This is a genomic window from Blautia sp. MSJ-19, from assembly GCF_018918125.1.
In the GTDB taxonomy this organism is placed as follows: Bacteria; Bacillota; Clostridia; order Lachnospirales; family Lachnospiraceae; genus Blautia_A.
This window is the reverse complement of sequence record NZ_JAHLQA010000026.1, coordinates 1-23,004: the sequence shown is the minus strand read 5'-3', so window position 1 is coordinate 23,004 and position 23,004 is coordinate 1. Positions and strand designations below refer to the sequence as shown.

The 23,004-nt window shown below is 43.6% G+C and carries 17 protein-coding genes; 3 read left to right on the top strand and 14 right to left on the bottom strand.

Annotated elements, in window-relative coordinates; translation table 11 throughout:
* Window positions 1-163 precede the first annotated feature (163 nt).
* Both KQI91_RS09365 and KQI91_RS09360 read left to right on the top strand, forming a co-directional pair.
* Window positions 164-931, top strand: coding sequence for an ABC transporter ATP-binding protein (locus KQI91_RS09365; RefSeq protein WP_216392517.1), 768 nt, complete (start codon window positions 164-166; stop codon window positions 929-931).
* Window positions 924-1,718 (top strand): ABC transporter permease, encoded by a 795-nt coding sequence (locus KQI91_RS09360; RefSeq protein ID WP_216392516.1) that lies wholly within the window; start codon window positions 924-926, stop codon window positions 1,716-1,718. Before KQI91_RS09365 ends, KQI91_RS09360 begins: the two co-directional genes overlap by 8 nt.
* 324 nt (window positions 1,719-2,042) lie before the next feature.
* On the opposite strand, the gene gnpA is transcribed toward KQI91_RS09360, so the two are convergent.
* Window positions 2,043-4,205, bottom strand: coding sequence for a 1,3-beta-galactosyl-N-acetylhexosamine phosphorylase (gene gnpA, locus KQI91_RS09355; protein ID WP_216392515.1), 2,163 nt, complete (start codon window positions 4,203-4,205; stop codon window positions 2,043-2,045).
* A 192-nt stretch (window positions 4,206-4,397) separates the two neighbouring features.
* Between gnpA and KQI91_RS09350 the strand changes: the two genes are divergently transcribed.
* Window positions 4,398-5,228 carry a helix-turn-helix transcriptional regulator gene (locus KQI91_RS09350; protein ID WP_216392514.1) on the top strand — a complete coding sequence of 277 codons (831 nt, stop codon included), beginning with the start codon at window positions 4,398-4,400 and terminating at the stop codon, window positions 5,226-5,228.
* 7 nt (window positions 5,229-5,235) lie between these two features.
* On the opposite strand, the gene moaA is transcribed toward KQI91_RS09350, so the two are convergent.
* The 13 genes from moaA to KQI91_RS09285 form a co-directional block, all read right to left on the bottom strand.
* Entirely contained in the window at window positions 5,236-6,210 is a 975-nt protein-coding gene (gene moaA, locus KQI91_RS09345; protein WP_216392513.1) for a GTP 3',8-cyclase MoaA, read from the bottom strand.
* Between the two features lie 34 nt (window positions 6,211-6,244).
* Window positions 6,245-6,898, bottom strand: coding sequence for a DUF3786 domain-containing protein (locus KQI91_RS09340; RefSeq protein ID WP_216392512.1), 654 nt, complete (start codon window positions 6,896-6,898; stop codon window positions 6,245-6,247).
* A gap of 167 nt (window positions 6,899-7,065) precedes the next feature.
* Window positions 7,066-8,946, bottom strand: coding sequence for an extracellular solute-binding protein (locus tag KQI91_RS09335; protein ID WP_216392511.1), 1,881 nt, complete (start codon window positions 8,944-8,946; stop codon window positions 7,066-7,068).
* Entirely contained in the window at window positions 8,943-9,758 is an 816-nt protein-coding gene (locus KQI91_RS09330; RefSeq protein ID WP_216392510.1) for an ABC transporter permease, read from the bottom strand. Before KQI91_RS09330 ends, KQI91_RS09335 begins: the two co-directional genes overlap by 4 nt.
* Window positions 9,748-10,821, bottom strand: a complete 1,074-nt coding sequence (locus tag KQI91_RS09325; protein ID WP_072521338.1) for an ABC transporter ATP-binding protein — start codon at window positions 10,819-10,821, stop codon at window positions 9,748-9,750. Before KQI91_RS09325 ends, KQI91_RS09330 begins: the two co-directional genes overlap by 11 nt.
* Window positions 10,822-10,982: 161 nt before the next feature.
* Window positions 10,983-17,084, bottom strand: a complete 6,102-nt coding sequence (locus tag KQI91_RS09320; protein WP_216392509.1) for a beta strand repeat-containing protein — start codon at window positions 17,082-17,084, stop codon at window positions 10,983-10,985.
* On the bottom strand, window positions 17,071-17,898 hold the full coding sequence (locus KQI91_RS09315) for a hypothetical protein (RefSeq protein WP_216392508.1): 828 nt from the start codon (window positions 17,896-17,898) through the stop codon (window positions 17,071-17,073). The genes KQI91_RS09320 and KQI91_RS09315 overlap by 14 nt, the downstream gene beginning before the upstream one ends.
* Window positions 17,899-17,932: 34 nt before the next feature.
* Window positions 17,933-18,448, bottom strand: a complete 516-nt coding sequence (locus KQI91_RS09310; protein WP_216392507.1) for a hypothetical protein — start codon at window positions 18,446-18,448, stop codon at window positions 17,933-17,935.
* Window positions 18,449-18,540: 92 nt separating this feature from the next.
* Window positions 18,541-19,122, bottom strand: coding sequence for a signal peptidase I (locus KQI91_RS09305; protein ID WP_216392506.1), 582 nt, complete (start codon window positions 19,120-19,122; stop codon window positions 18,541-18,543).
* Window positions 19,123-19,126: 4 nt separating this feature from the next.
* The gene (locus tag KQI91_RS09300) at window positions 19,127-20,176 is read right to left on the bottom strand and encodes a hypothetical protein (RefSeq protein WP_216392505.1); all 1,050 of its coding nucleotides are present in this window, start codon (window positions 20,174-20,176) and stop codon (window positions 19,127-19,129) included.
* A 215-nt stretch (window positions 20,177-20,391) separates the two neighbouring features.
* Window positions 20,392-21,045, bottom strand: a complete 654-nt coding sequence (locus tag KQI91_RS09295) for a hypothetical protein (protein WP_216392504.1) — start codon at window positions 21,043-21,045, stop codon at window positions 20,392-20,394.
* Window positions 21,046-21,138: 93 nt separating this feature from the next.
* A complete protein-coding gene (locus KQI91_RS09290; RefSeq protein ID WP_216392503.1) occupies window positions 21,139-21,777 on the bottom strand; it encodes a signal peptidase I in 639 nt (212 codons plus the stop codon).
* Between the two features lie 285 nt (window positions 21,778-22,062).
* A complete protein-coding gene (locus KQI91_RS09285) occupies window positions 22,063-22,788 on the bottom strand; it encodes a LytR/AlgR family response regulator transcription factor (protein ID WP_216392502.1) in 726 nt (241 codons plus the stop codon).
* Between the last annotated feature and the right edge of the window lie 216 nt (window positions 22,789-23,004).

Here is a 23,004-nt window from a genome sequence, read left to right as displayed (position 1 = left end):
TTTCTATGCGGATCCCCTGTATCAGAGTATCGACGGAATCCTTTTTCCTATCATAACACAGATGCTCTCTTCCGCATATCTTAAAATATAGATTCTCCTCTTTCTGTCCATCTGTGACGGATATCCCGGAATCTCTACACCCTCAGTATGGAGGTATTTTATTATGAAACCCCTTCTGGAGATCAGAAATGTTTCTCTTTCTTATCATACCGTATCCGGAGAGACGAAAGCCCTTTCAAATATATCGTTTGACCTGATGCCCGGTGAATTTCTTGCTGTTGTCGGTCCGTCCGGCTGTGGGAAATCCACGCTTCTGAACCTGATCTGCGGCATGTTCCCGGCAGAGGAAGGCACAATCCTTATGAACGGCATCCCTCCGTCTCCCGGCGACCCTCGCATCGGATATATGCTCCAGAAAGACCATCTTCTGGAATGGCGGACCATATACCGGAATATTCTTCTCGGTCTTGAGATCCGCAGAGAAAAAACGCCCGAGAAACTTGCCTATATCGAAGAAATGCTTGACACCTACGGACTTGACAAGTTTCGCACCGCCCGCCCTTCCCAGTTATCCGGCGGCATGCGCCAGCGTGCGGCTCTTATCCGTACCCTCGCCCTGAAACCGGAACTTCTTTTGCTTGATGAACCTTTTTCTGCGCTGGATTACCAGACACGGTTAAATGTCAGCGATGACATCGGCCGCATCCTCAAAAAAGAGCGCAAAACAGCGATTCTTGTCACGCATGATATCTCTGAAGCAATCAGCATGGCAGACCGCGTGATCATCCTTTCTGCACGCCCTGCTCATATCGCGCGTATTGTCCCGATCCAGCTGTCACTGGATGAGCGGACACCACTTGCCGTGCGCGGTGCACCGGAATTTAAATCTTATTTCAATCTTATCTGGAAGGAGCTGAACCAGTATGCCTGACCTTTCTGCTGCACAGAAACAGTATCTTTTTCGTGTCCGACGTGAAAAATATCTGATCCATGTGTCCAGGATCTTTCTGTTCCTGGGCTTTCTGCTTTTGTGGGAAGTGTCTGCCAGACGGGGCTGGATCGATTCTTTTATCTTCAGCAGTCCGTCTGAGATCTGGAGAACATTCCTTCGTATGGTACAGGATCAGTCGCTTTTTACACATATCGGGATCACGCTGATGGAAACGCTTGTCAGTTTTGTGTTTACTGTTTTTCTCGGTATCGGCACAGCAGTTCTTCTGTGGTGCTGTCCGAAGCTTTCGCGGATCCTGGAACCCTACCTTGTCGTCCTGAACAGCCTGCCAAAATCTGCCCTCGCCCCGCTTCTGATTGTCTGGCTCGGTGCCAACGTCCGAACGATCATTGTTGCCGGAATGTCTGTGGCGATCTTTGGCTCAGTCATCAATCTCTACACTGGCTTCCGCGAAGCTGACCCGGAAAAGCTCAAGCTCATCCGCACCCTCGGCGGCACAAAAAAAGACGAACTGACAAAGATCGTCCTTCCGTCTTCTGTGCCCCTCATCTTAAGTGTAATGAAAGTCAATATTGGGTTGTGCCTTGTCGGTGTGATCATCGGAGAATTCATCGGCGCCCGCCAAGGGCTTGGATACCTGATCATCTACGGCTCCCAGACGTTCAAGCTGACCTGGGTGCTGATGTCCATCGTGATCCTGTGCGTGATTGCAATGGGGCTGTATGCCATTCTGGATTTCATTGAGAAACGTGCACAGAAATGGTAAGCATGCCATCCTCTGCTGGTTCATTCCTCATTTAATAGAATTCAGGTCATCTGTTCTATGGACGATAATGGGACCTTTCACCACTTTCAGAAAAACAAGTCATCCATTTCAGGCTTCCTAAGTGACTTGTTTCCTGTTTTCCAGAAAATAAACCATCCATTTGCAGCGCTCCTGGATGGTTTATTTTTGTCTTTGTAGAATTCAGGTCATCTGTTTTCTCTTTTTTGGTTGGCTCTGTACTTTATTTTTTATAATCAAGTCAATTTTCGCCTGTAATTTGGATGGTTTAAATTCCACTATATGCATATCAGGGTAATTTACTTCTCAGATCTGATACCACCTGATCTCATTTGCTTCCATGTGAAGTTCGAAGCTGCTTCCGTCGCCTTTGTATACAACGGTATCCTGTGGCTCGTAGGTGTTGTTTACAACGCAGTATTTGCCGTTCTTTACATAGGCGTGGACTTCTACATTGTAGTTTGTGGAATACCAGCAGTTCAGTTCTTCCTCTGAGGATGCGGACCAGAGGACTGCACGGTAGAGGACACGGCTGTTCTTGAAGCTGTACGGAAGTCCGCTGATATAGACACCGCGGCCTTTGCCGAAGGTTTTGACTGCCATCTGTACTTCCTGGTCTTTCTGGATCAGGATCTCAGTTCCGTCAAGTGCGTAGATATTTTTCTTTCCTTCGCCAAAATCAACGTCTCCGTCACTGTCTGCCAGGATAAAGTGATCTCTGTGTTCTTCCCAGTTGTATTTGTCTTTGTTCAGGTTGAAGCCGTTTTCCTCTTCTACTCCAAGTACATCATCAAGCTGGAAATAATGTCCCTGCCACTGATGGGCTGCCGGTTCGCCGACTCCGATGAAGCCGCCGCCGTTGTAGACAAATTCTTTTACAGCAGTGATGATCGTCTCGTTTACCCAGTACTCGCCGCCGCTCTGTGCGGTGTCTGCATCGCCTACGTTGATCACAACATCAAAGTTTTTCAGCAGATCTTTATTTTCCAGGATATCATCAAAACTGATGAAAGAAACATCAAACGGTGCGCCGCTCAAAGCCTCGATGATGCCGAAGTAAGAATAATTCTGTTTGTAATAAATTGCATGATGTACCATATGATTGCCCCAGGAGCGCATTTTTCCCCAGCAGTTCAGGACCGCTACACGCTTCACACAGTATGGGGTCACACCCTGGATATTGTCGTAAAGTGTGCGGAACTCCTGGCACACCTCTTTGATATACTGTACAAAATCCGGGAATTCCAGAGCAAGTTTGAGGTATCCGCCGTAACCGATCCTCTGGATCGGACTTCGAAGGATCGCACGTCTTGCTGTCACCCAGTTTACTTTGGCTTCCTTGACCGGATCACCGCCCTCATGGAAGGTATCCGGGAAAAAGTACGGAAGGAAACGTCCTTCTGTATATTTTACATTCTTGATATCGCTGAACAGACGCAAGGTCGCACCGTTTCCGACACTTCCAACGACAGCGTCCAGTCCGATGGATGCAAACTCGTCCATAAACGGCTCCATACCGATCCAGTGATCGCCCATGAACATCATGGCTTCTTTGCCGTATTCATGAACAATATCTACCATCTCTTTGGCAAGCTTCGCGACTTCTCTTCTCTGGAAAGCCTGGAAGTCCTTGAATTCTTTGGACGGAATACGGTATGTATTGTTCATGTAGCCCTGGTCGATAATGTATTCCGGACGGAACGCATATCCCACTTCTTTTTCGAACTGCTCAAGGATATACGGGCTGACAGATGCGGAGTAGCCGAACCAGTCCACGTATTTTTCTCTCGCAAGCTCATCGAAAATCAGGGTAAACTGATGGAAAAATGTCGTAAAACGTACTACATCCACGTATTGATGCGTATCAAGGAAACGACGAAGGCGTTCCAGGGAATGTGCCTTTGTCTTCGGCTGGCGCACATCAAAAGTGATCTGCGGTTCTACGTCCTTCCAGTCGTTTACGACAGCATTGTACATATGGACCGGGTCCCACATGATATATGCCAGAAAGCTGACCGTATATTCATGAAAAAGCTTCGCCGGTGTGATCACGACATTTCCGCTCTCTTCGTCATAAGACCACTGATCTGTCGGAACGACTTCGCCTGTGGTACGGTCAATGACTTCCCACCATCTGGTGATGTCGTCACGGGTATTTACTTTCAACATGTCCGGGTAAAGGTGATCCATAAGGTGGATCTCAAGCTTCTCCTCCGTTGCTGTATGGAAAGAACTCATGATGTACATCTGCTGGATCTCATCCGGGTTTGCCTTTGCCCATGCATTGTCTTTTCTTGTTGTATAATAAGTCGCGTAGATCTTTGCTCCTGTGTCCTTGAGTTCTGCCGGGAACTCTGTTCCATCGCAGTCACGGATCGCATCTGCGCCCCATTCCTCTACGATATCCAGTGTTTCCTTTACCACATCCAGGTTTGTCGGGATCGTAACTCTGCCTTTGTTCTGGCTCATAGGTGTACCTCCATTTTATATTTATGTATTTGTTTTATCATCTGTTTCTGTTCGCTTTCAGATACTATCAGAATACGTCCTTTTTCTCTGTTTTTCAACGTTGTTCTTGCTATGCTTTTTAGAAATCTTGCGGTATTTTATCTTTTGTGCTATCCTGACAGTTGAAAATCTTTTTGGACCCGGGAGGTACACATGAGCACACGGTTTTTTTCTTTTTCGGATGATACGCCTTTTTCAACAGAAGCGGTTCTGGTGAACGCCTCTTCTTCCCACTATGAGGAAGACTGGCCCAGTATCCCGCATACTCACGCCTTTACGGAGCTCTTTTATGTCAGTGAGGGAAGTGGGGAATTCCTGATCGAAAACCAGCGTTTTTCTATTAAAAAAGACGACCTGATCATCGTCAACCCTCATATCCAGCACACAGAAACTTCCTTAAGTGCCTCGCCGCTTTCTTATTATACGGTCGGTGTGGACGGGATCAGTTTTTCCTTTCAGGATCAGAAGGAATTCCAGATCTTTCACTGCCGCCAGAAACATGCCGACCTTTTGTTTTATTTCCATTCTCTTTTTCAGGAACTGGATGAAAAAAACGATGGTTATGAAGAGATCTGCAAACATACGCTTGCCATTCTGATCGCCCAGCTCCGCCGGTTTGCTGTCTCTGATTTCCAGTTGTTTCCTTCTTTTCATCCAAGCAGAGAATGTGCGCTTATCAAGCGTTATCTGGATTCACACTACAGCGAGGATATCAGTCTGGAACGCCTTGCCAGCTTAAGCCACCTGAATAAATATTATTTAAGTCACGAATTCACGCGCTACTATGGGATCTCCCCCATCAGCTACCTGACCCACCGCCGGATCGAAGTATGCAAAAATCTCCTGGAGAATACAGACCATGAAATTTCTGATATTGCCCATCTTGCCGGATTTTCCTCGCAGAGTTACCTGGCTCAGAGTTTCCGGAAATACTGCGGCATGACTGCCGGAGAGTATCGCCGGAGCAAAAAGCATAAAATATAATCTCTTTTCATCCGCCGATCTGCGACATCAGTTTACTCTCGTCCTTGTCGATCGCCTGTGAAGTAAAATGATGCTCGCCCGGTTTTTCCCAGATCACTCTGCGGATCGCTTCGGTCAGCTCCTCGTTGGTACAGCCGTTTCGCATCAGATCCCTGAGGCTTATTCCTGTCTGATACTGAAGACAGGCTTTGAGATATCCCTCGGAAGTCAGCCTGACACGGTTGCACTGTGCACAGAATTTGTGTGTCATCGCACTGATAAAACCGATCTTTCCCTGAAAGCCCTCGATTTCGTAATAATGGCATGGACCATTTCCGTAACGCTCTGTAACTGGTATCATCTTGCCATAGGCACTCTCGAGGAGCGAACAGATCTCATCTTCTCCCCGGAAGCGGAATTCTTTGCCGTATCCGATCGGCATCATCTCGATAAAGCGCACATGGATCGGATAGTCTCTCGCAATCCTGGCAACTTCCACCAGATTCTGCGGATCATCGATCACCGGCACGCAGTTGATCTTGAGACCGATCTGTGGATATTTCAGTGCTTCCTTCATGCTCTCCAGAACTTTAGGAAGGCCCTCTCTTCGCGTAATCTTTTCGAATGCCTCTTCGTTCAGCGTATCCAGGCTGATATTGATATTGTCGATCCCGGCCGCTGCCAGTTCTCCGATCTGCTCCCCCAGAAGGACACCGTTTGTCGTCAGCGTTACCTTCTCTATTCCCGGAAGTTCCTTGAGCATCCGTACAAGCGCAGCACTGTTCTTTCTTGTCAGAGGCTCGCCACCTGTCAGTTTTATTTTTTTGATTCCCAGAGTTGTCATACAACGACAAACTCTCTGGATCTCATCATAGGTCAGGATCTCCTTATGTGAAATCTGGCTGATTCCCTCCTCCGGCATACAGTAAATACATCTGAGATTGCATCTGTCGGTAATCGAAATCCGGAAATAATCAATCTCACGTCCATATCTGTCCTTCATCTTTTTCTTCTCTCACTTATCTGTTTTATAAGGATTACTGCATCCCAAAAGATTTCCCCCTCAGTGGAAGTCCCGCCAGCTCCGCCAGTCTCCTTACTCCCATTTCTGCTGTAGATACTGCACTCTCTACATGATTAAAATCTGTTGCGCTGTAATCAAACAGGATATTCCCCTGTGCCTCAAATTCATCGTCACAATCCCAGAAATAGAACCGCATCGGTTCGCATTCAAACGCATGAATCTGATAACCTACATCTCCCTGTGGAAGTTCTGTTCCATTCAATTTCAGGAAAGCTTCTTTAAGTTCTTTTGCATGGCCGGAAAAAGTCGCCGCGAATATATCCGTCACACCGATCTTGTATGCAGGCCCAAAAGGTCTCGCATCGCGGAGATCTGCAAATGGCACCCACTTGTCCATGAAGAAAGCATTTTCCTTGACATATCCGAGAAGGGTATAAATATTCAGCATCTCTGTCGCATTAGCTTCGCCTTTCCCATCCAGACGGTCAACCCTGCCATCATCCAGCCGGATTCCAAACGGTACTCCGAAATGTGTGATCTTCAGATATCCTTCCTCCTCTTTCAGCTCAGGAAGCCTTTTTTTCAACTCTTCTCTGTCCATCTGAAGAAATTTCTCTGCCCATTCGTTGCAGAGTTTTATATAGTTGGAAACTTTTTCCCCTGTCACTTTTCTCTCTCCTTACAAACTCATCCTCAAATATTCATTGTTACTTCGCATTATACCCCTATCGTATCTTCTTCCGCAAGAAAAAAGACGTTACTGTTCCATCCATTCACAGTAACAAAAAGACCTTCTACAGAAATTCTCTTTCCATAGAAAGTCTTTTATACATTTTAGGAAGATTTTACTTTATTCCAGAGATCACCATATACCTGATCGGCCTCTGTTCCAAGATACTGGAACGTTTCCAGATTATCATATTTGGAAAGATCCGGGAACGCGATCTCACTGTTTCGGATATCTTCATCCTCAATCAGCTCTCTCGCTGCCTCATTCGGTGTAGAATATGTAATATAGTCAAAGTTCATCAGAGCGATGTCCGGTCTGCAGAGGAAATTGATAAATTTTTCTGCATTTTCTTTGTGCTCTGCATTCTTCGGAATTACCCAGGAATCGATCCAGATGTTGGATCCCTCTTTCGGAATCACATATTCCAGATTCGGATTTTCTTTCTGTGTGTAAATCGCCTCACCGGAATAAATGACACCAAGAGCTGCCTCATTTCCGATCATCTTGTCACGCACCTGATCAATGACATATGCCTGCACCAGAGGTTTCTGCTCAATCAGAAGATTCTTGGCCTCCGTCAGTTCATCAAGGTCCGTAGAGTTCAGAGAATATCCAAGATATTTCAGTGTCGCACCAAACGCATCACGGACAGAATCCTGCATCAGAATACTGTCTTTATATTTCGGATTCCAGAGGATTGACCAGCTGTCGACGGGCTCATCCACCATGGTCTTATTGTAAAGGATACCGACTGTTCCCCAGCAATATGGTACGGAATATTTATTCTCCGGATCAAACTGCTTCGACTGTTCCATATACTGCTCGCCGATATTCTTGATATTCGGAATGTTGTCAAAATTAATCTCAGAAAGGAGATCATTCTCGATCATTCGCTGGATCATATAATCACTCGGGCAGACCACATCGTATGCGATTGCTCCGGAACTTACCTTCGGATACAGAATCTCGTTCGTCTCAAATTCTTCGTAAACAACATTGATTCCTGTTTCTTCCTCAAATATAGTCAGAACTTCCGGATCAATGTATTCGCCCCAGTTATAAACAATCAGTTTATCATCATTCACAACGCCACTTTCTTTTGCATAGTAGAAACCACCGCCGACAAAAACAATGCAGATTGCCACCGGAATCACTCGCTGAATCATGATTTTCTTGAATCTGGATGGTCTGCGCACTTTTTTTCTAACTGCGGTCTCCTCTTCTTCCTTTGGCGAATAGTTTACCAGAATCAGAAGAACAAGAACCGTCACAAACATAATCGTAGAAAGTGCATAGATTTCCGGCTTGATACCCTTACGAACCTCTGTGTAAATTTTGGTGGAAAGTGTATCGATTCCAGGTCCCTTAGTAAAGTGCGTGATTACAAAATCATCCAGCGACATGGTAAATGCCAGCATAAATCCAGAAAGTACACCAGGTACGATATCCGGGAATACCACCTTAAAAAAGGCCTTGACCGGAGATGCCCCAAGATCAAGTGCTGCCTCGTATGTATAGCGGTTGGTCTGCTTCAGCTTCGGTGCCACACTCAGGATCACATATGGAATATTAAATGTAATATGCGCGATCAGAATCGTTCCAAAACCAAGTGTCATATGAAATGCGATAAAAAGAAGCATCAGGGATACACCCATGACGATCTCTGCATTCATCATCGGAATATTGGTAAGCCCCATATACATGGTCTTCCATTTCTGCTTCATACCCTGAATTGCGATCGCTGCCGCTGTACCGATGATCGTCGCAATTGCTGCAGAAATAAACGCAATGATCAGCGTAGTATAAAAGGCACTCATGATCTGTTCATTCTGGAACAGTTCTTTGTACCATTTCAGAGTAAATCCACCCCATTTTGCTCTCGTTTTTGACTGGTTAAAAGACAATACGACCAGAGTCACGATCGGAGCATACAGCAGTATAAAAATAAGGGCCAGATATATTTTCTGTAAGTATTTTCTGATCAAAATGCTGACCCTCCTTCTTCTTTGTCGTATTTGGCAACAAGTGCCATACTAGCAATGATGAATACCATCAGTACAAGAGAAAGACCACTTCCTACGTGCCAGTTGCTGTTCTGCTTGAATGACTGCTCGATCACGTTACCGATCAGAAGGATCTTGCCTCCTCCAAGAAGGTCGGAAATAACGAACGTTGTCAATGCAGGCACAAATACCATCGTAATGCCGCTGATCACTCCCGGGATGCTCAATGGAAAAGTAACCTTACAGAAAGTCTGTACCGGATTGGCTCCCAGGTCACGTGCCGCGTTGATGACATTACGGTCAATTTTGATCAGCACATTATAGATTGGAAGGACCATAAACGGCAGGAAGTTATACACCATACCAAGAATAATCGCATACGGCGTATTGATAATCTCCAGTGCCGGCAGATGCAGGAAACTTAAGATACTGTTAATGACACCATTTTTTTCAAGCAGTGTCTGCCATGCCAGTGTACGAAGAAGAAAATTCATCCACATCGGCAAAATAAAGATCAGTACAATAAAGCTTGTCTGACTGACCTGATTCTGGCTCAGGATCATTGCCAGCGGATAGGCAAGGATCAGACAGATTGCTGTGCTTAAAAATGACAGAAGGATGGACATTCCGAGAGCCTTCAGATTTTCAGGTGTCGTGATCTGTGCCAGATTGGAAAAGGTAAAAGCCCCCTCATCACTGGTAAATGCATAGTAAACGATCACCAGCAGCGGAATCACGACAAAAGATACGGACCAGAAAAGATAAGGTCCGGCAAGCAGACGCTTATTCTTCAATGTTTACCGCCTCCTCATCTTCTGATTCCGGCTTTTTCATGATCTGGATGTCAAACGGATCCACATGGATGCTGACTTCCGTTCCAACCGGGAACATATCTGTGCTGTGTACCAGCCACTCGTAATTGTTTGCCATGACTTCCATTTCATAATGCACACCTTTAAAGATCATATGTGTGACCACACCATCAATGCTTCCCTGACCTGGTTTCAGGAGGTCGATATCCTCCGGACGAATCACAACGTCAACCGGTTTATTCTGTCCAAAGCCCTCATCCACACATGGGAAGTTGACTCCGAGAATCTTTACAAGTCGATCCTGTACCATCGTCGCAGAGATGATATTGCTCTCTCCGATAAAATCGGCTACAAAAGCATTCTCCGGCTCATTATAGATCTTCTCCGGAGTTCCGATCTGCTGGATATATCCCTGGTTCATGACCACGATCGTATCGGACATAGTAAGAGCCTCTTCCTGATCATGGGTTACATACAGGAAAGTGATTCCCAGCTCATTTTTGAGACGGATCAGCTCATACTGCATATCCTGTCTGAGTTTCAGGTCAAGCGCCCCAAGAGGTTCATCCAGAAGCAGAACTTTCGGTTCATTTACGATTGCTCTCGCGATGGCAATACGCTGCTGCTGTCCACCACTTAAGGAATCCGGCATACGATTCTCAAATCCATCCAGATTAACGAGTTTTAACGCATATTTGATCTTGTCATAAATATACTGTTTGCTTTTATTTTTTATCTTTAAACCAAAAGCAATATTATCCGCAATATTCATATGCGTAAATAACGCATACTTCTGAAATACGGTATTCAGCTGACGCTTATTAGGCGGAAGATTCGTGATATCCTGCCCGTCAAAGATCACACGACCCTTATCCGGTGTTTCGAATCCTCCCAAAATACGAAGTGTGGTAGTTTTTCCACATCCACTCGGTCCAAGAAGTGTCAGGAATTCATTCTCCCTGATATAAAGATTCAGTTCATCCAGAACTGTCTGCATCCCGTAGGATTTGGAAATGTCGATCAAGTCGATCAGCTTATTGCTCATTGGCGTTTCCTCCCTAAAAATATCCCCTCTTCTTCATAAGAAAAATTATTAATAGCAACCTTATTTTTGTATCACAAAAACGGTGGGATTTCAATAGATTTTGCGAGATTTTAACATAAAAATCCGCCAGGAAAATTTCGCACTCCCGGCGGATCTGATTATTATTGAACGTTGAAGTAATATGGTACTTCCAGGATGTTCTGATTGTTCTTCTGAACTGTAATAAGCAGGCGATAACTTCCGGACTTTGTGATGCCGCCCAGGGAAATGGTATTTGCCCCTTCGTTCACGGTTGTTGCTGACAGATATGTACCACCGTATCCGGTTTCCGTCTTTCTCTGAATGGTTGCCTGTACAGTACAGTCTGTTGTGTTTTTCGTGCTGACTGTGACAGTCATGTTTGGAGTTGTTGTTGTCACAAGTTTCTGTGTACCCGTAACCTTCAGGGACGGTTTACTATTCCCTGCAATTGTCAATGAAACATTTGCTGTCTTGCCCGTATTATATTCTCCTGCCGGAATCAGGTTTCCATTTGCTGTGCCCGGTGTAGCTGACAATAAAGCGGTCAGGGAATAGCTCTTTCCTCTGGCAGAAGCTGTATCAGAACTCAATGTGAATGTGAATGTTTTATCGTTGCTCCAGGCAAATGGAATGATAAACTGGCCGTTTTTATTCAGAGTATAGGCAGCTGTATTTCTATCGGATATGACTGTCAGCTTTGCGTCTGACGGCAATGTTGTTTCAGAATTTTCAGCAGATTCTATTTTCAACAACAATGATTTATCTGACCAGCGACTGTAACTGTTATTTGGTATAGAAACTGTTACCTTGTTTTCAATTGCTGTTATGCTAAATTCATCCTTGCCCTGAAATTTTATTTTCGCAGTGCCGAAGACATCCTGATCTGATTCATTTTTGTTTCTATAAATAAAATTCATCTCTATGCTATTTTCTGACGGTGTCCATGAAGTCTCTGACAGGTTGAAAATAAAACGGTATATCTGATTTTGCTCTATTTTTTCAGTATTATATGCAAAATTACTATTGTTTCCTGCTGCACTGCCCATTTCTCTGAACTGATTAAGTGCAAGGCTGTCTGTACCATTAGAATCAACATTATAGTACCAATATTTTCCTTCGGTCTGCATAATGACTGTTGTTTCAGCAGGAAGTTCCTGACTCAGCTGCAGAACTGGCTCTGTTGTGTAACAATCCGTAGTTAAATTCTGAATTGTATACTGCACGGTAAAAGCATCGTCTGATGGAACTCCTGTAATCTCAGGCTGACCTGCGAACTCTGCAAAAAACTCGCCTTCTGCTACTTTTCCTTCTACTGATACGCCTTGTGCCGCTGACTTAATACAATATTCCACAGATACTGTCTGTTCATCTACTGTCATACTTGCTTTGTAAACGCCTGTACTGGTTGGTTCCAGCTCTCCATCAGGCATGCTGCCATAACCCTCTGTGCTCCCATCTGCCTTATACTGATATTGTATCGCCGACGTTCCAGATAACCAGTTATCTGATGTTTTCACTGTCACAGGATGCGTTTTTCCATCATAATATACATCGACCGCACTCAAAGTCACACTGGCTGTATGACCACCACAGTCACAGGTTTCTGTGATCACGGCTGTTTTCTGAGCTGTATTCTCCACTGAGGCATAAGTCAGTGTTCCCGGATGTTCTCCGTCTTTATGTGTGCAGTCGACCCACTGTGCATACAGCGGCACCGTCGCACCATCTATACTGGTCATTTTGCTTTCTTCATAATCCGCCGGATAGGAGATTCCACTACCATCTTCTCTAGTATTCCATCCGTTAAAACGTTTGCCAGCTACTTTGTAAGCATTTGATCTCAGGGGTTGTGTTTTCCCATACTCAAAGATCTGATTTTCCATCGTGCCAGAATGTTCTAACGCAGGTGTGGGAAATTCCACGGTATAGGAAATTCTCTGCCAGATCGCATACAGCTCCAGTGCATCTTCTTCTGTCTTTCCCTCTCGGTTCTGCCATGCTCCATGATCAGTTCCAGACCCGATCAGGGCACCAATTGCATATTGTGTTCCTGTTCCATCAGCCCTGGTATCCCACCTTATGATCTTATATCCCTCATGTACAAACAGTGCTCCTTCTGCTGAAATATCCTTATCCTGATCATACTGCCTTGCTTTGAATATTCCATTACCCTGAACAAAATTTTCATAATAATGAACTTTATAGTCTTTGGCAGTATCGTTTACAGATTTTCGATGATCTTCAAATTTTCCTGCATTGTCTTTGATATCTACAAGAATATCATTCTTGAAATATGGATTATCCATATTTCCATAGATGTCCACTTTACCGCCAGATACCAGCATGGAGGAACTTATGATGATATTTCCTTTGGCTTCTGCCGGATTATTTGTTCCATCATTACTCTCTGTATCGCCTATTACTACCGTTCCACCTTCTGCCATAACACTGTTTCCATCACTGTTCAGAAGTGACGTGTTGCCATCTTCATCAAGACAATAGACATTTAATGCTGCCTGACTGCTCGCCATATAAATGCCGCCGCCATTTCCAGTGGCTGTATTATTTTTCAGTTCCGGGCAGGACACATGTGTATGAAACTGATTATCCAGACTCTCTTCATACGAAAAAGCTGTAAATTTATGATCTGGTAATTTCAGATCGTGTGATTCCAGCAGACCAACTGTAATTACGTCCTTTGAATCTGCTGTTCCGGCTACTGCCACAGCTCCACCATGACCTTGGGAAGTATTATTGCTTAATTTTCCACTTCGGATCGTAACTTTTGCCGGTGTACTTGAAGATTCGACAAAAATCCCACCTCCATTTCCACCTGTTTCTGTACCAGTCTCTTCATTTTTGTACAGAACGGCTTTATTAGAAGATATTTCTCCTCCAAACATGCGGACTTCACCATCAGAAGCAAAAAGGCCACCACCGTTACTGGCAGAATTATTTTTTATCTCTCCATCATTCAGCGTTACAGTTCCTCCATCTACATAAACACCTCCACCTCTTTGGGCAGTATTTTCATTTGAACTGTCTCCGCCGATGATACCTCCACTCTGTGTAAAAGAACCTTTCAGGACTGCAACTCCACCGCCACTATAGGCTCTGTTGCCCTGTACCGTAATCTTATTGTTATCCAGATGGAAAGTCCCGTTATCGACACAGACACCCCCACCTGCAGTTACTGCTGCGTTTCCCAGCAGCTTAATCGTTCCTGTACTGTTTGAAGCAACTGCAAAAGAAGCCTGACTGTTTTCAGCAGAACCGCCGATGTAGATTCCTGCTCCCTTGTCGGCTTTGTTATCTGAAATCGTTACTGTCCCGGTTGGAGCAAATGTAACTGCCTGATTGTCGATGTAGATGCCACCACCGTTGCCTGTGATCTCGTATTCACCTGTTTCTGAATTTCTGGTCTTTGCCTCATTCCCTGTCAGATTACCGGACAGCAGTTCTGGCACTCCACCTGTAAGATAAATTCCAGCGCCATTTCTGGCAATATTTTTCTGAACGGATGCATTTGTGCCATTTAATTTGAAATTACCGCCACTGATGTAAGCACCGCCACCATCTTCTGTCGCTATATTGGATTCAAGGCTTCCTCCGGTTACTGTTAAAGTACCGCCTGCAAGATAAGCGCCGCCTCCGTTTGAAGAAGCATTATTGTATTCGATAGAACCTCCTGTCACTTCCATCGTACCTGATGCAAGATAAACACCACCGCCGTTCAATGCTGTATTTGAATATTTTTCAACGCCAATGTTACCACCCTGGACAGATATTGTTCCATTTTCCAGATAAACGGCTCCTCCGTTTCCGGTATTATCATTCCCTGCTGTTGCCGTACAATCCTGGATTATTCCATTACCAGAAAGAGTAAATGTTCCCGCAGTCATATAGACAGCACCACCGTTCCCGGCATTGCAGTTCTGAATCGTACCGCCACTGATATTTACAGTACCATTTGTACCAGCAAGGTAGATAGCACCACCTAAATCACCTGTACCATTCTGAATCGTTCCCCCACTGATATTAATTTCTCCCAAATCATCCGTAAGATAAATGACTCCTCCGTTGGCATACTCTCTTTTAAAAGCAGTTGCCCCATCGCTGTCATCTAAAGATAAATTATCTAATATACCGCCATCCATATTAAATATACAATGTGATTCTGGTGTAGAATTTGTCTGCTGCATTACAACCTGCCCCATAACATCACCATTATGGATATTAACCACTGCCCTGCCAACTTCTGATTGAGAAACTCCACCACCAATCGTTCCAGACTTTAATTCTGTTTTTTCTCCACTGACAGTAACTTCTGCATTGCCCGGAGTACCACTTTCACTGTTTCCTCCACCGATAGCAACCGTTTCAACTGTTCCTCCCGTTACTGTGACGATTGCATCACCGCCTGCTCCAGCTTTTGCTTTGCCACCTCCAATTCCATTCGTCAGTGCTTTGATATTCGCACTTCCTGATATCTCAATAATCCCTTTTCCGCCAATTGCTCTTTGTTCTTCACTCTGTGTTCCACCGCCACCGATATCTGCACCAAATTGAGAAGATGCCGTTATTGTTCCACCGCTTATTTTTATATTTGCATCACCTGCATGACCAATCTTGGATGATCCTCCAGATCCGATTGCCGCTCCATATCCATCCGTAGTTGCAGCAGTTATTGTTCCACCTGTAATAATTACTGTTGCCGGTGCACCATTTCCGTTATCACCACCTGCTGAAGATCCAATCGCTGCTCCATATCTTGCATTCGCAACAATTTCTCCACCATTGATTGTTACAGTTGTTCCAAAAAATGCAGAAGTGGAACTTCCTCCACTTCCTCCCCCGATCGCTGCTCCAACATCTCTTAATCCATCAGGCATACTTTGAGCATTCCATTCTCTTGTTGCATCTATATAACCACCGTTAATAGTCAATTCAATATACCCTGAATGAAATCCACCTCCTACGCAGGCAGATGCTCCATTTCCTGTTCGTGCGACAATATAGCCTCCATTAATTACCAATCCTTTTGCATTATAGCCAACAGCAAGCGAATCTGGACCTGACTGTGCCACTCCAATGCCCGGACCGGCCCCGTTTCCAGAACCTCCGGCTCCTGTTGCATAGATTTTTCCTCCGGCAATGTCCAGATTATACAGCGTTCCACTACTACTTTCATTTCCATTATGATCATGGTTAGAACCTATATAACCTTTAGAGCCAATTCCCGCACCATTTAAATAAGTTGTTCCTCCCACAGCATATGCATTCAGTCTGCCGCATTCACCATCTTTATCACATTTATGGTTTCCATTCTCTGTCCGATTTCCACTTTCACAGACAATCCTTAATCTTCCCTGTGTATTAACTTCTTTTTCAACTGCAGAATGTGTATATTTCTCTTCCGCACTAGCATTTCTCTGAGCATATGCAACTACATTATTAACAGAATTATCTTTCAGAATAATATTAACTGTGTCAGATTCTGTATTCACATAAATAGCAGGTTTATGATTTGTATCCTCATGAGGCGCATCTATATTAACTCCAGCAAGGTAGACATTAATCTTATTATGAAGCGGAGAAGATTCTTCCCCTATGCTGATTGTATTCGAAGTTGCTGTTTTGTTTGATCCATCCAGACTATAACTGCCACCATCTGCCAGAATCTCCTGCTCTATCACATAATTATTGTCTTCCTTATGTTCCCCTGTAATCTGGTTTCCATTTGCATCAAAACCACTATATGTAGTATCTGTAAATTTAACATCGCCTTTTGCAAGATCAAAAACAATCTCATTTTCCATCCCGGAGCCGAACTCTGCCACCTGCTGCTCATCGCCAGATGTAAAAAGTTCTTCACCGTCTGTAGACTCCGTAGAATTCTCTGCTCCTGCATCAGATTCTATGTTGATATCTGCATTCTCTTCAACATCTTCCACTGTAACATCTTCTACATCAGAAATTTCATTATCTTCTTCGATCGGTTCGCATTCTACCAGATCTATGTCCTCTGAGCTGTCCGATACAGTATCATTTTGCACTACACCTTCGCCGTTTTCTGTTTCTGTAGAAGTAAAATCCGAGAAATCCTCTGTCGCACGAACACCTGTAAGGTGGTCTGCGAGCAGAACTACCCCGATCAGGCAGACTGCCAACATCAGAGAGCAGAGTTTTTTCCAGAACGCGGTCTGGCTTCGTCTGCGATGTGTATTTTTAGTTTGCTTCACTGACAGTCACCTCCGTTCCGTTTGTCTCAGCTTTGTAAGTCCTGGATGCAACACTTTTGAAAAAGCGGTATACATGAGACGTATTTGCTGTCCATATTCCACTCTCGCCAATCTGTATTGATGTATCTGTAGATGCTGTCACCGCATTTTTTAACTGAGTATCTGTATTATCAGGGATTAAACCAGCACAATATTTAAGTATCATATTTGAAACAGAACTCTCTGTAGTCCATACTGTCACTTCAATATAAACTCCTCCGTCTTTTACAGAAGCATACACCTGACTGTCAACTGCGTTAACGCTTACTGTACCTGTCAGAGTTTTTGCATATGTATTGTCAGTTGACGCTGTTATGACATATTTTTCTCCTGCTTTCAAACCGCTGACTTTGATTTCTGCATCGTGGTTTTCTCCCTTAGCGATACTCCCTTTTGCAGGATCAACTGTGATTCCAGTCTCCTCATTTCCATTTGCATCTGTTACTGTAACTGTATAAGCAATATCTACTTCTGAATATCTCAGTTCATCTGCATGATTCATTAATGTCAGCGTCACAGAAGCCATTCCATCTGTCTGTGTAGATACCTGGTGCACATTTCCATCCAGCAGATCACTGGTAAAATAAAATTCCTGTGCATTTGCCACACTTGTTTTTTCTGTCTGTCTGATATATTTGGCTGCCACAAAAGTCAGCATTCCAAGAAACACACAAAAAAGCGCAAGAAACACAACTGTCCTGCTCAGACCGGCAATTGTGTCCCTGCGTTTTTTTCTTCTGTTTCTTTTTTTCTTCATTCCTGTCAATTTTCTCATCTCCTCTAGCCTGCCCATGTTTGTCATGTACAGGCTAATCTATCTGCACTGCCTTTAATGTAATAACAAAAGCATCTGTTTTTCCTGCATAGTTTTCGCTCCGTTGTCCTGCATCCTCTGTATTCCAGCTGATTTTCAACGTATAGGTATGTTCTGATCGGTCAGTCGCTGAAATCTGGTCTTCAACGACAAGGATTTTGGTGTCACTGTCTGAATCTGTTTTTTTATACATTTGAAATTCCAGGGGAAGATTTTTGTATTTATTCACTGCACTGATGGAATACGATATTGCAACTTCACTGTTATTTGTCACGGAAACTTCATATTCTGTAGAACCACCCGGTGCAATTGATATATCCTCTATGTCCTGAGTAAGTTTCCCTGTCTCCGTCACATTAAATTTTGCTACCCTCGCGCTGTCTTCACCAGATGCCTGTGTGGTATATCTGGCATACATATTGCTTAAGAGCCACATAGAAAGCAAAGTAAAGCAAAGCAAGATGGCGAACGCCTGCATGATCAGTCTGCTGAAATTTCTTCTGTTCTCCATAATGCCCTGCCTCCCTTCACGATATGATAATTTTTTAATAACTTGCATTTTATCAGTTCTTCACTTCATTTTTCCAAAATACTTTATTTTGTCTAATACTTATCTTCTATGTTGTCTTTTCCCTGCTTATCAGATTCTTGTTTCAGCCTGCGGATTTCTTCTTTGATTGCTTCCAGTTCCTGTTCGTCTTCATCTTTCTGTCTGCGGAAAGAACCTTCGATCAGAAGGAATGCAAGAAGCAAAAGGATGATCACGCCAACCGGTGTACGTACCAGACTGAGCATAGTTCCCAGATATGGAATCCAGGCAATTACAGTTCCGCGAATCTCGCTTCTGTTAAAAACCGGGTCCGATGTGTTATTGGCATCGCCCTGCGTTGTAATCTGATCTTTCTGAATCTCTATGACACGATGTACTACCAGACTGTTTCCTGACTGGTAAACAACAATATCCCCTTTCTTTATCTCTTGGGTCTCTTTAATAATAAGAAGAGAACCTTTTGAAAAAGTCGGTTCCATGCTTCCGGAAAGGACATTCGCAATACCAATTCCAAAAGGCATTGGAAGCTGATTTCCAAGAATCTTCTGTGCATTCGTAAAATAAAGTGTCAAACCCAGAGCCAGACCCAGAATCATCAGAAAAATTCTTCGAAGAATGGTAAGACCTTTTTTCACTGTATCATTTGTCCTTTCTACGATGATAACCGATTCCTGCTGCAATGGTTCCCGCTGCACCAAGTAAAAGGATCCAGCCCCAAACAGGTGTATCATCGCCAGTTTTTGTTGCCTTCTTTGTAATAGCTGTTGTATCCTTTGCTGTTGCCTGTTTTTCATTTACAGAACTGCTATTACCTGCTGTTCCGATATTTTTGTTCTGTGCCGGTGTGATAGTTGATGTTCCCGGTGTTACTGTCGGAGAATCTGTTGTACTGTTTTCAATCAGTCCCTCAGAAGCAAGGGTGTGTAATGTGACTTTATAAGAAACAGCCTGACTTACTTCCAGATTTCCTGTGGACACATTTCCTGCATCCACCGCGAGATTTCCATAAGAAGTGTCCGCCTCGTCTTCCTCGCGTTCAAATGCCCATCTCCAGTAAAGCGTATATTCTGTACTTTTTCCGGAATAAAGATTTTTTCTCTCTGTGATCTTATTCAGTTCATTCGCACTCAGCCATTCGCCCTTATCATCTACCCAGCCATCACTTCCTGCCATTCGGAATTCAATCGGAATTCCAGAACTGCTGACATTCACACCTGCCTCCAGCCATACCTGGTAGTTGGAATCCAGTTTGCTGGCATTTTTGAGTGAAAATGTATAATTTCCTTCTGTGCCCGGTGCCACGACTTCTTTGGAGTCTGCACTCTGTACGGTAATCTCGCCTTTGCTGTTCTGATAACTGGTATGAAACAGTTCGATCGAGGTATTCGTACTCCAGACATTTTCATCATCTGCAACTTTAAAATCAAACGCTTTTGCCTGTTTTCCGGTAAGTTCCTTCACACTGCTGTCCGCTGTTCTGGTTCCTGATACAGAAGATGTCTTCTGGTCAGCACTTACCAGACCCTGATACAGGTTGATCTCATAATCACTGTGATGAATAAACTGATACAGGCAGGTCACTACCAGAGTAACCGTAATTGCCACCAAAACCACAAGCAGGAGTACAAACTGCCAGAGATTACGGTTTCGATTATGAAATTCTTTCACACTGGAATACTTCTCCGGCATGCGCTGACTCCTCCTTTTATATTTTCTATAAATGTGCAATTCTATCTTTTGAGCTTTCAAAAAAACAGAACTTAAATCGTTACTGTGAACGGAGTGAACAGTAACCTTAAATCCGTTCTGTCATTTGGAAAAATCAGAAGAACCGTCCCTGTCCTGCCACTGGACAGGGACGAGAAATCTGAATTCACAGAATTGGAATTATGCTGTTGGTGTGGTTAGTCGATCTGGGTTGCGGTGATAGTAATAACAAGTTTTACATTATCCAATGTCGCAGCATTACCCATTATTGTATCTGCAGAATCATTATTGTTATCAAATGCCCATTTCCATCCAACGGTGTATACTTCGTCTGCCGCGGTAAATGTATCCGGCAATTTTCCAGGTTCGTACTCTTTTGTGCCTGATTCATCTCCTGCCAAAGCTTCAATTGCTGCGGTTAATTCAGCTACTGTATCGTATTCTGTTGCGGTAGCAGCCTTCGGAGTTTTAAGTGTCCATTTAAAACTTGAATTCTTATCCAGTTTAGCATAGCTTCCTGTTGCTGTAGCATCAACAGTCAGCGCATATTTTACTTCAGGTGCCTTAGCGTTATCATTAACATCATAACCAAATGCAAATGTACTTGTCTTCTCAGTTCCTGGTGCAATAACATTCTTACTATCTTCAGATTGTACATTGTTATATGTAGCATCAAATAAATCAATAGTGGTATTAGCATCCTGATTAAATCCCCAATATGCAACTCTCGCCTCGTCACTTCCATTTGTACTAGTCGTATACTTCGCAAGTGTTCCAGACAGTGCACTGGTAGTCAGCAGTGCAGCTACACCAAGAACAGCTGCTGTTCTCATCATTTTATTCTTTCTCATTATTATGTACTCCTTTCCAGCATGTATTATTTATATCCAATTCCGTGTGGCATGTCCGGAACTAAATACCTTAATTTTTGATCGGTGTCTTTCTTAATTGCCTTTGTTACTCTTCTCCGCCCGGAGAGCTTCCAGCTCTGCCATAAGCGCATCGGTGTCTTTCTTCTTTTCTTTCTCATAAAGCTTACGACGAATCATATCATACGCAATCAGCAAAATGATAGGGCATACGACACAGATGATCAGGCCCTGCGTCGTCTGCATGAACATCGCCACATTACCAAGCTTCGCAAATCTGTGCTGATAAACACCTACCAGATTCTCTGCCGGGACGATTGCCTGGTCTTCGGTATTGTTGGCATCACCTTTAGTCACCCATGCAAGGTCTCCATTTTCATCTGTTGTAATTTCCACAACGCGGTGGGTTACAACGCTGCTGCCATTGCCAGCCGGATCAAAAAATGCGATCGCATCTCCAACTTTTACATCCTCTGCATCTTCTGTGTGGCAGAGGATCAGATCTCCGGACTGAATTTCCGGATACATGGAATCTGTCAGAACAATCATTGGAACGATTCCGCCAATCCCCGGGACTTCATCCGAATTCGTGTAACCTTTGAAAAGCAAGGTACAGTTGATGACCAGTATTGGTATCAAAAAAATACAGAGAATCACTCCTACCACGGTCCAGAACTTATGGATTCCTGATGTTTTTTCTTTTTGTTTACTCATAATCTCCTCTCCTTTTCCTGCACTGCTTCATTTCCGCAGCAATCTTTCTATAAACTTATGAAAAAAGCCGTCTGCCGGGAGATAATCCAACAGACGGCTTAAACATTTTCCTATGATCAAATGACCTGTAGAACTTCCACAAGTTTATCTTACCATATTTTGATGTTTATTCCCTTTTTACACAAATACATCAACTTTTTCGACAAAAAAATCATCTTTCTTAATAAAATCCCTCCATAAATTTTTCAGCAAATTTCTTTTTCATGATTTTTGCCTGCATATTTTCTATTCTGCAAAATTATTTACAAAATATTCATTATAACTGTCAAAGACGTTCTTTTTGCCTCTGACACGAACCGGAATCCGTGCTTCGTTCTGCATGACAAAAGAATCTTTCTGTACATCCCGGATAAAGTCCATATTGACCAGATAGCTTTGGTTACAACGCAGGAAACGTTTTTCACTGATTCGTTTTTCTATATCGTTGAGCTTTTCTACTGATGAAATTTCCGTTCCGTCTTTCAGATGCAGTTTTACCACATGTCCTCTGCTCTCAATGTACATGACATCATCTGTATATGGATAACGATACTGTCTTCCGACCTTAACAGCAATGCGTCGTTTACGTTCTGTCTGCAGGATACGACTGAGAAGTTCCCGAAGTTTGGATTCCTCAAACGGTTTCAAAAGATATCCTGCGGCTCTTACCTCATAACTCTCCACTGCAAAATCCGGCGACGCGGTCAGAAAAATGATAGGAATTTTGCGGCGCAGTGCTCTCAATTTATGGGCTGCCTGCATCCCATTCAACCCTTCCATATAAATATCAAGAAATAATACATCCGCGCCTGTCTCCGCATATCCTTCTTCCACATCTGCAATCATCGCATCTGCAGAGATATATTCTATAAGTTCAAGTTCCTCGTTGATCTCACTGAAGTATTGATTCAAAGCACTTTTCAATATTTCGCGGTCAATCTCTGAGTCTTCACAAATTACAATTTTTTTCATTAAAACAAAAATCCTCTTTATTGCATAATTATACATATATAGTATATCGCCCCCCCCCGCATGAAATCAAGTCTTTTTAGAAGTACAACAGATTTTGTGTAAATTATTATTCGAACTTCCCGTTTTTGTCTAATAGGGAACTTACCTTGACAAACTTCAAGGGGAGTTCCTTTTTATGTTATACTTCTTTCATCTGATATGGGTGCATAGAAAGGA

Bases quoted from the DNA above. Each gene is read 5' to 3' on its own strand.
- KQI91_RS09295 (WP_216392504.1), bottom strand. From the start codon at position 21,045: ATGAGAAAGAATAAAATGATGAGAACAGCAGCTGTTCTTGGTGTAGCT.
- KQI91_RS09315 (WP_216392508.1), bottom strand. From the start codon at position 17,898: ATGAGAAAATTGACAGGAATGAAGAAAAAAAGAAACAGAAGAAAAAAA.
- KQI91_RS09290 (WP_216392503.1), bottom strand. From the start codon at position 21,777: ATGAGTAAACAAAAAGAAAAAACATCAGGAATCCATAAGTTCTGGACC.
- KQI91_RS09310 (WP_216392507.1), bottom strand. From the start codon at position 18,448: ATGGAGAACAGAAGAAATTTCAGCAGACTGATCATGCAGGCGTTCGCC.
- KQI91_RS09325 (WP_072521338.1), bottom strand. From the start codon at position 10,821: ATGAGCAATAAGCTGATCGACTTGATCGACATTTCCAAATCCTACGGG.
- KQI91_RS09360 (WP_216392516.1), top strand. From the start codon at position 924: ATGCCTGACCTTTCTGCTGCACAGAAACAGTATCTTTTTCGTGTCCGA.
- gnpA (WP_216392515.1), bottom strand. From the start codon at position 4,205: ATGAGCCAGAACAAAGGCAGAGTTACGATCCCGACAAACCTGGATGTG.
- KQI91_RS09285 (WP_216392502.1), bottom strand. From the start codon at position 22,788: ATGAAAAAAATTGTAATTTGTGAAGACTCAGAGATTGACCGCGAAATA.
- moaA (WP_216392513.1), bottom strand. From the start codon at position 6,210: ATGAAGGACAGATATGGACGTGAGATTGATTATTTCCGGATTTCGATT.
- KQI91_RS09350 (WP_216392514.1), top strand. From the start codon at position 4,398: ATGAGCACACGGTTTTTTTCTTTTTCGGATGATACGCCTTTTTCAACA.
- KQI91_RS09365 (WP_216392517.1), top strand. From the start codon at position 164: ATGAAACCCCTTCTGGAGATCAGAAATGTTTCTCTTTCTTATCATACC.
- KQI91_RS09300 (WP_216392505.1), bottom strand. From the start codon at position 20,176: ATGCCGGAGAAGTATTCCAGTGTGAAAGAATTTCATAATCGAAACCGT.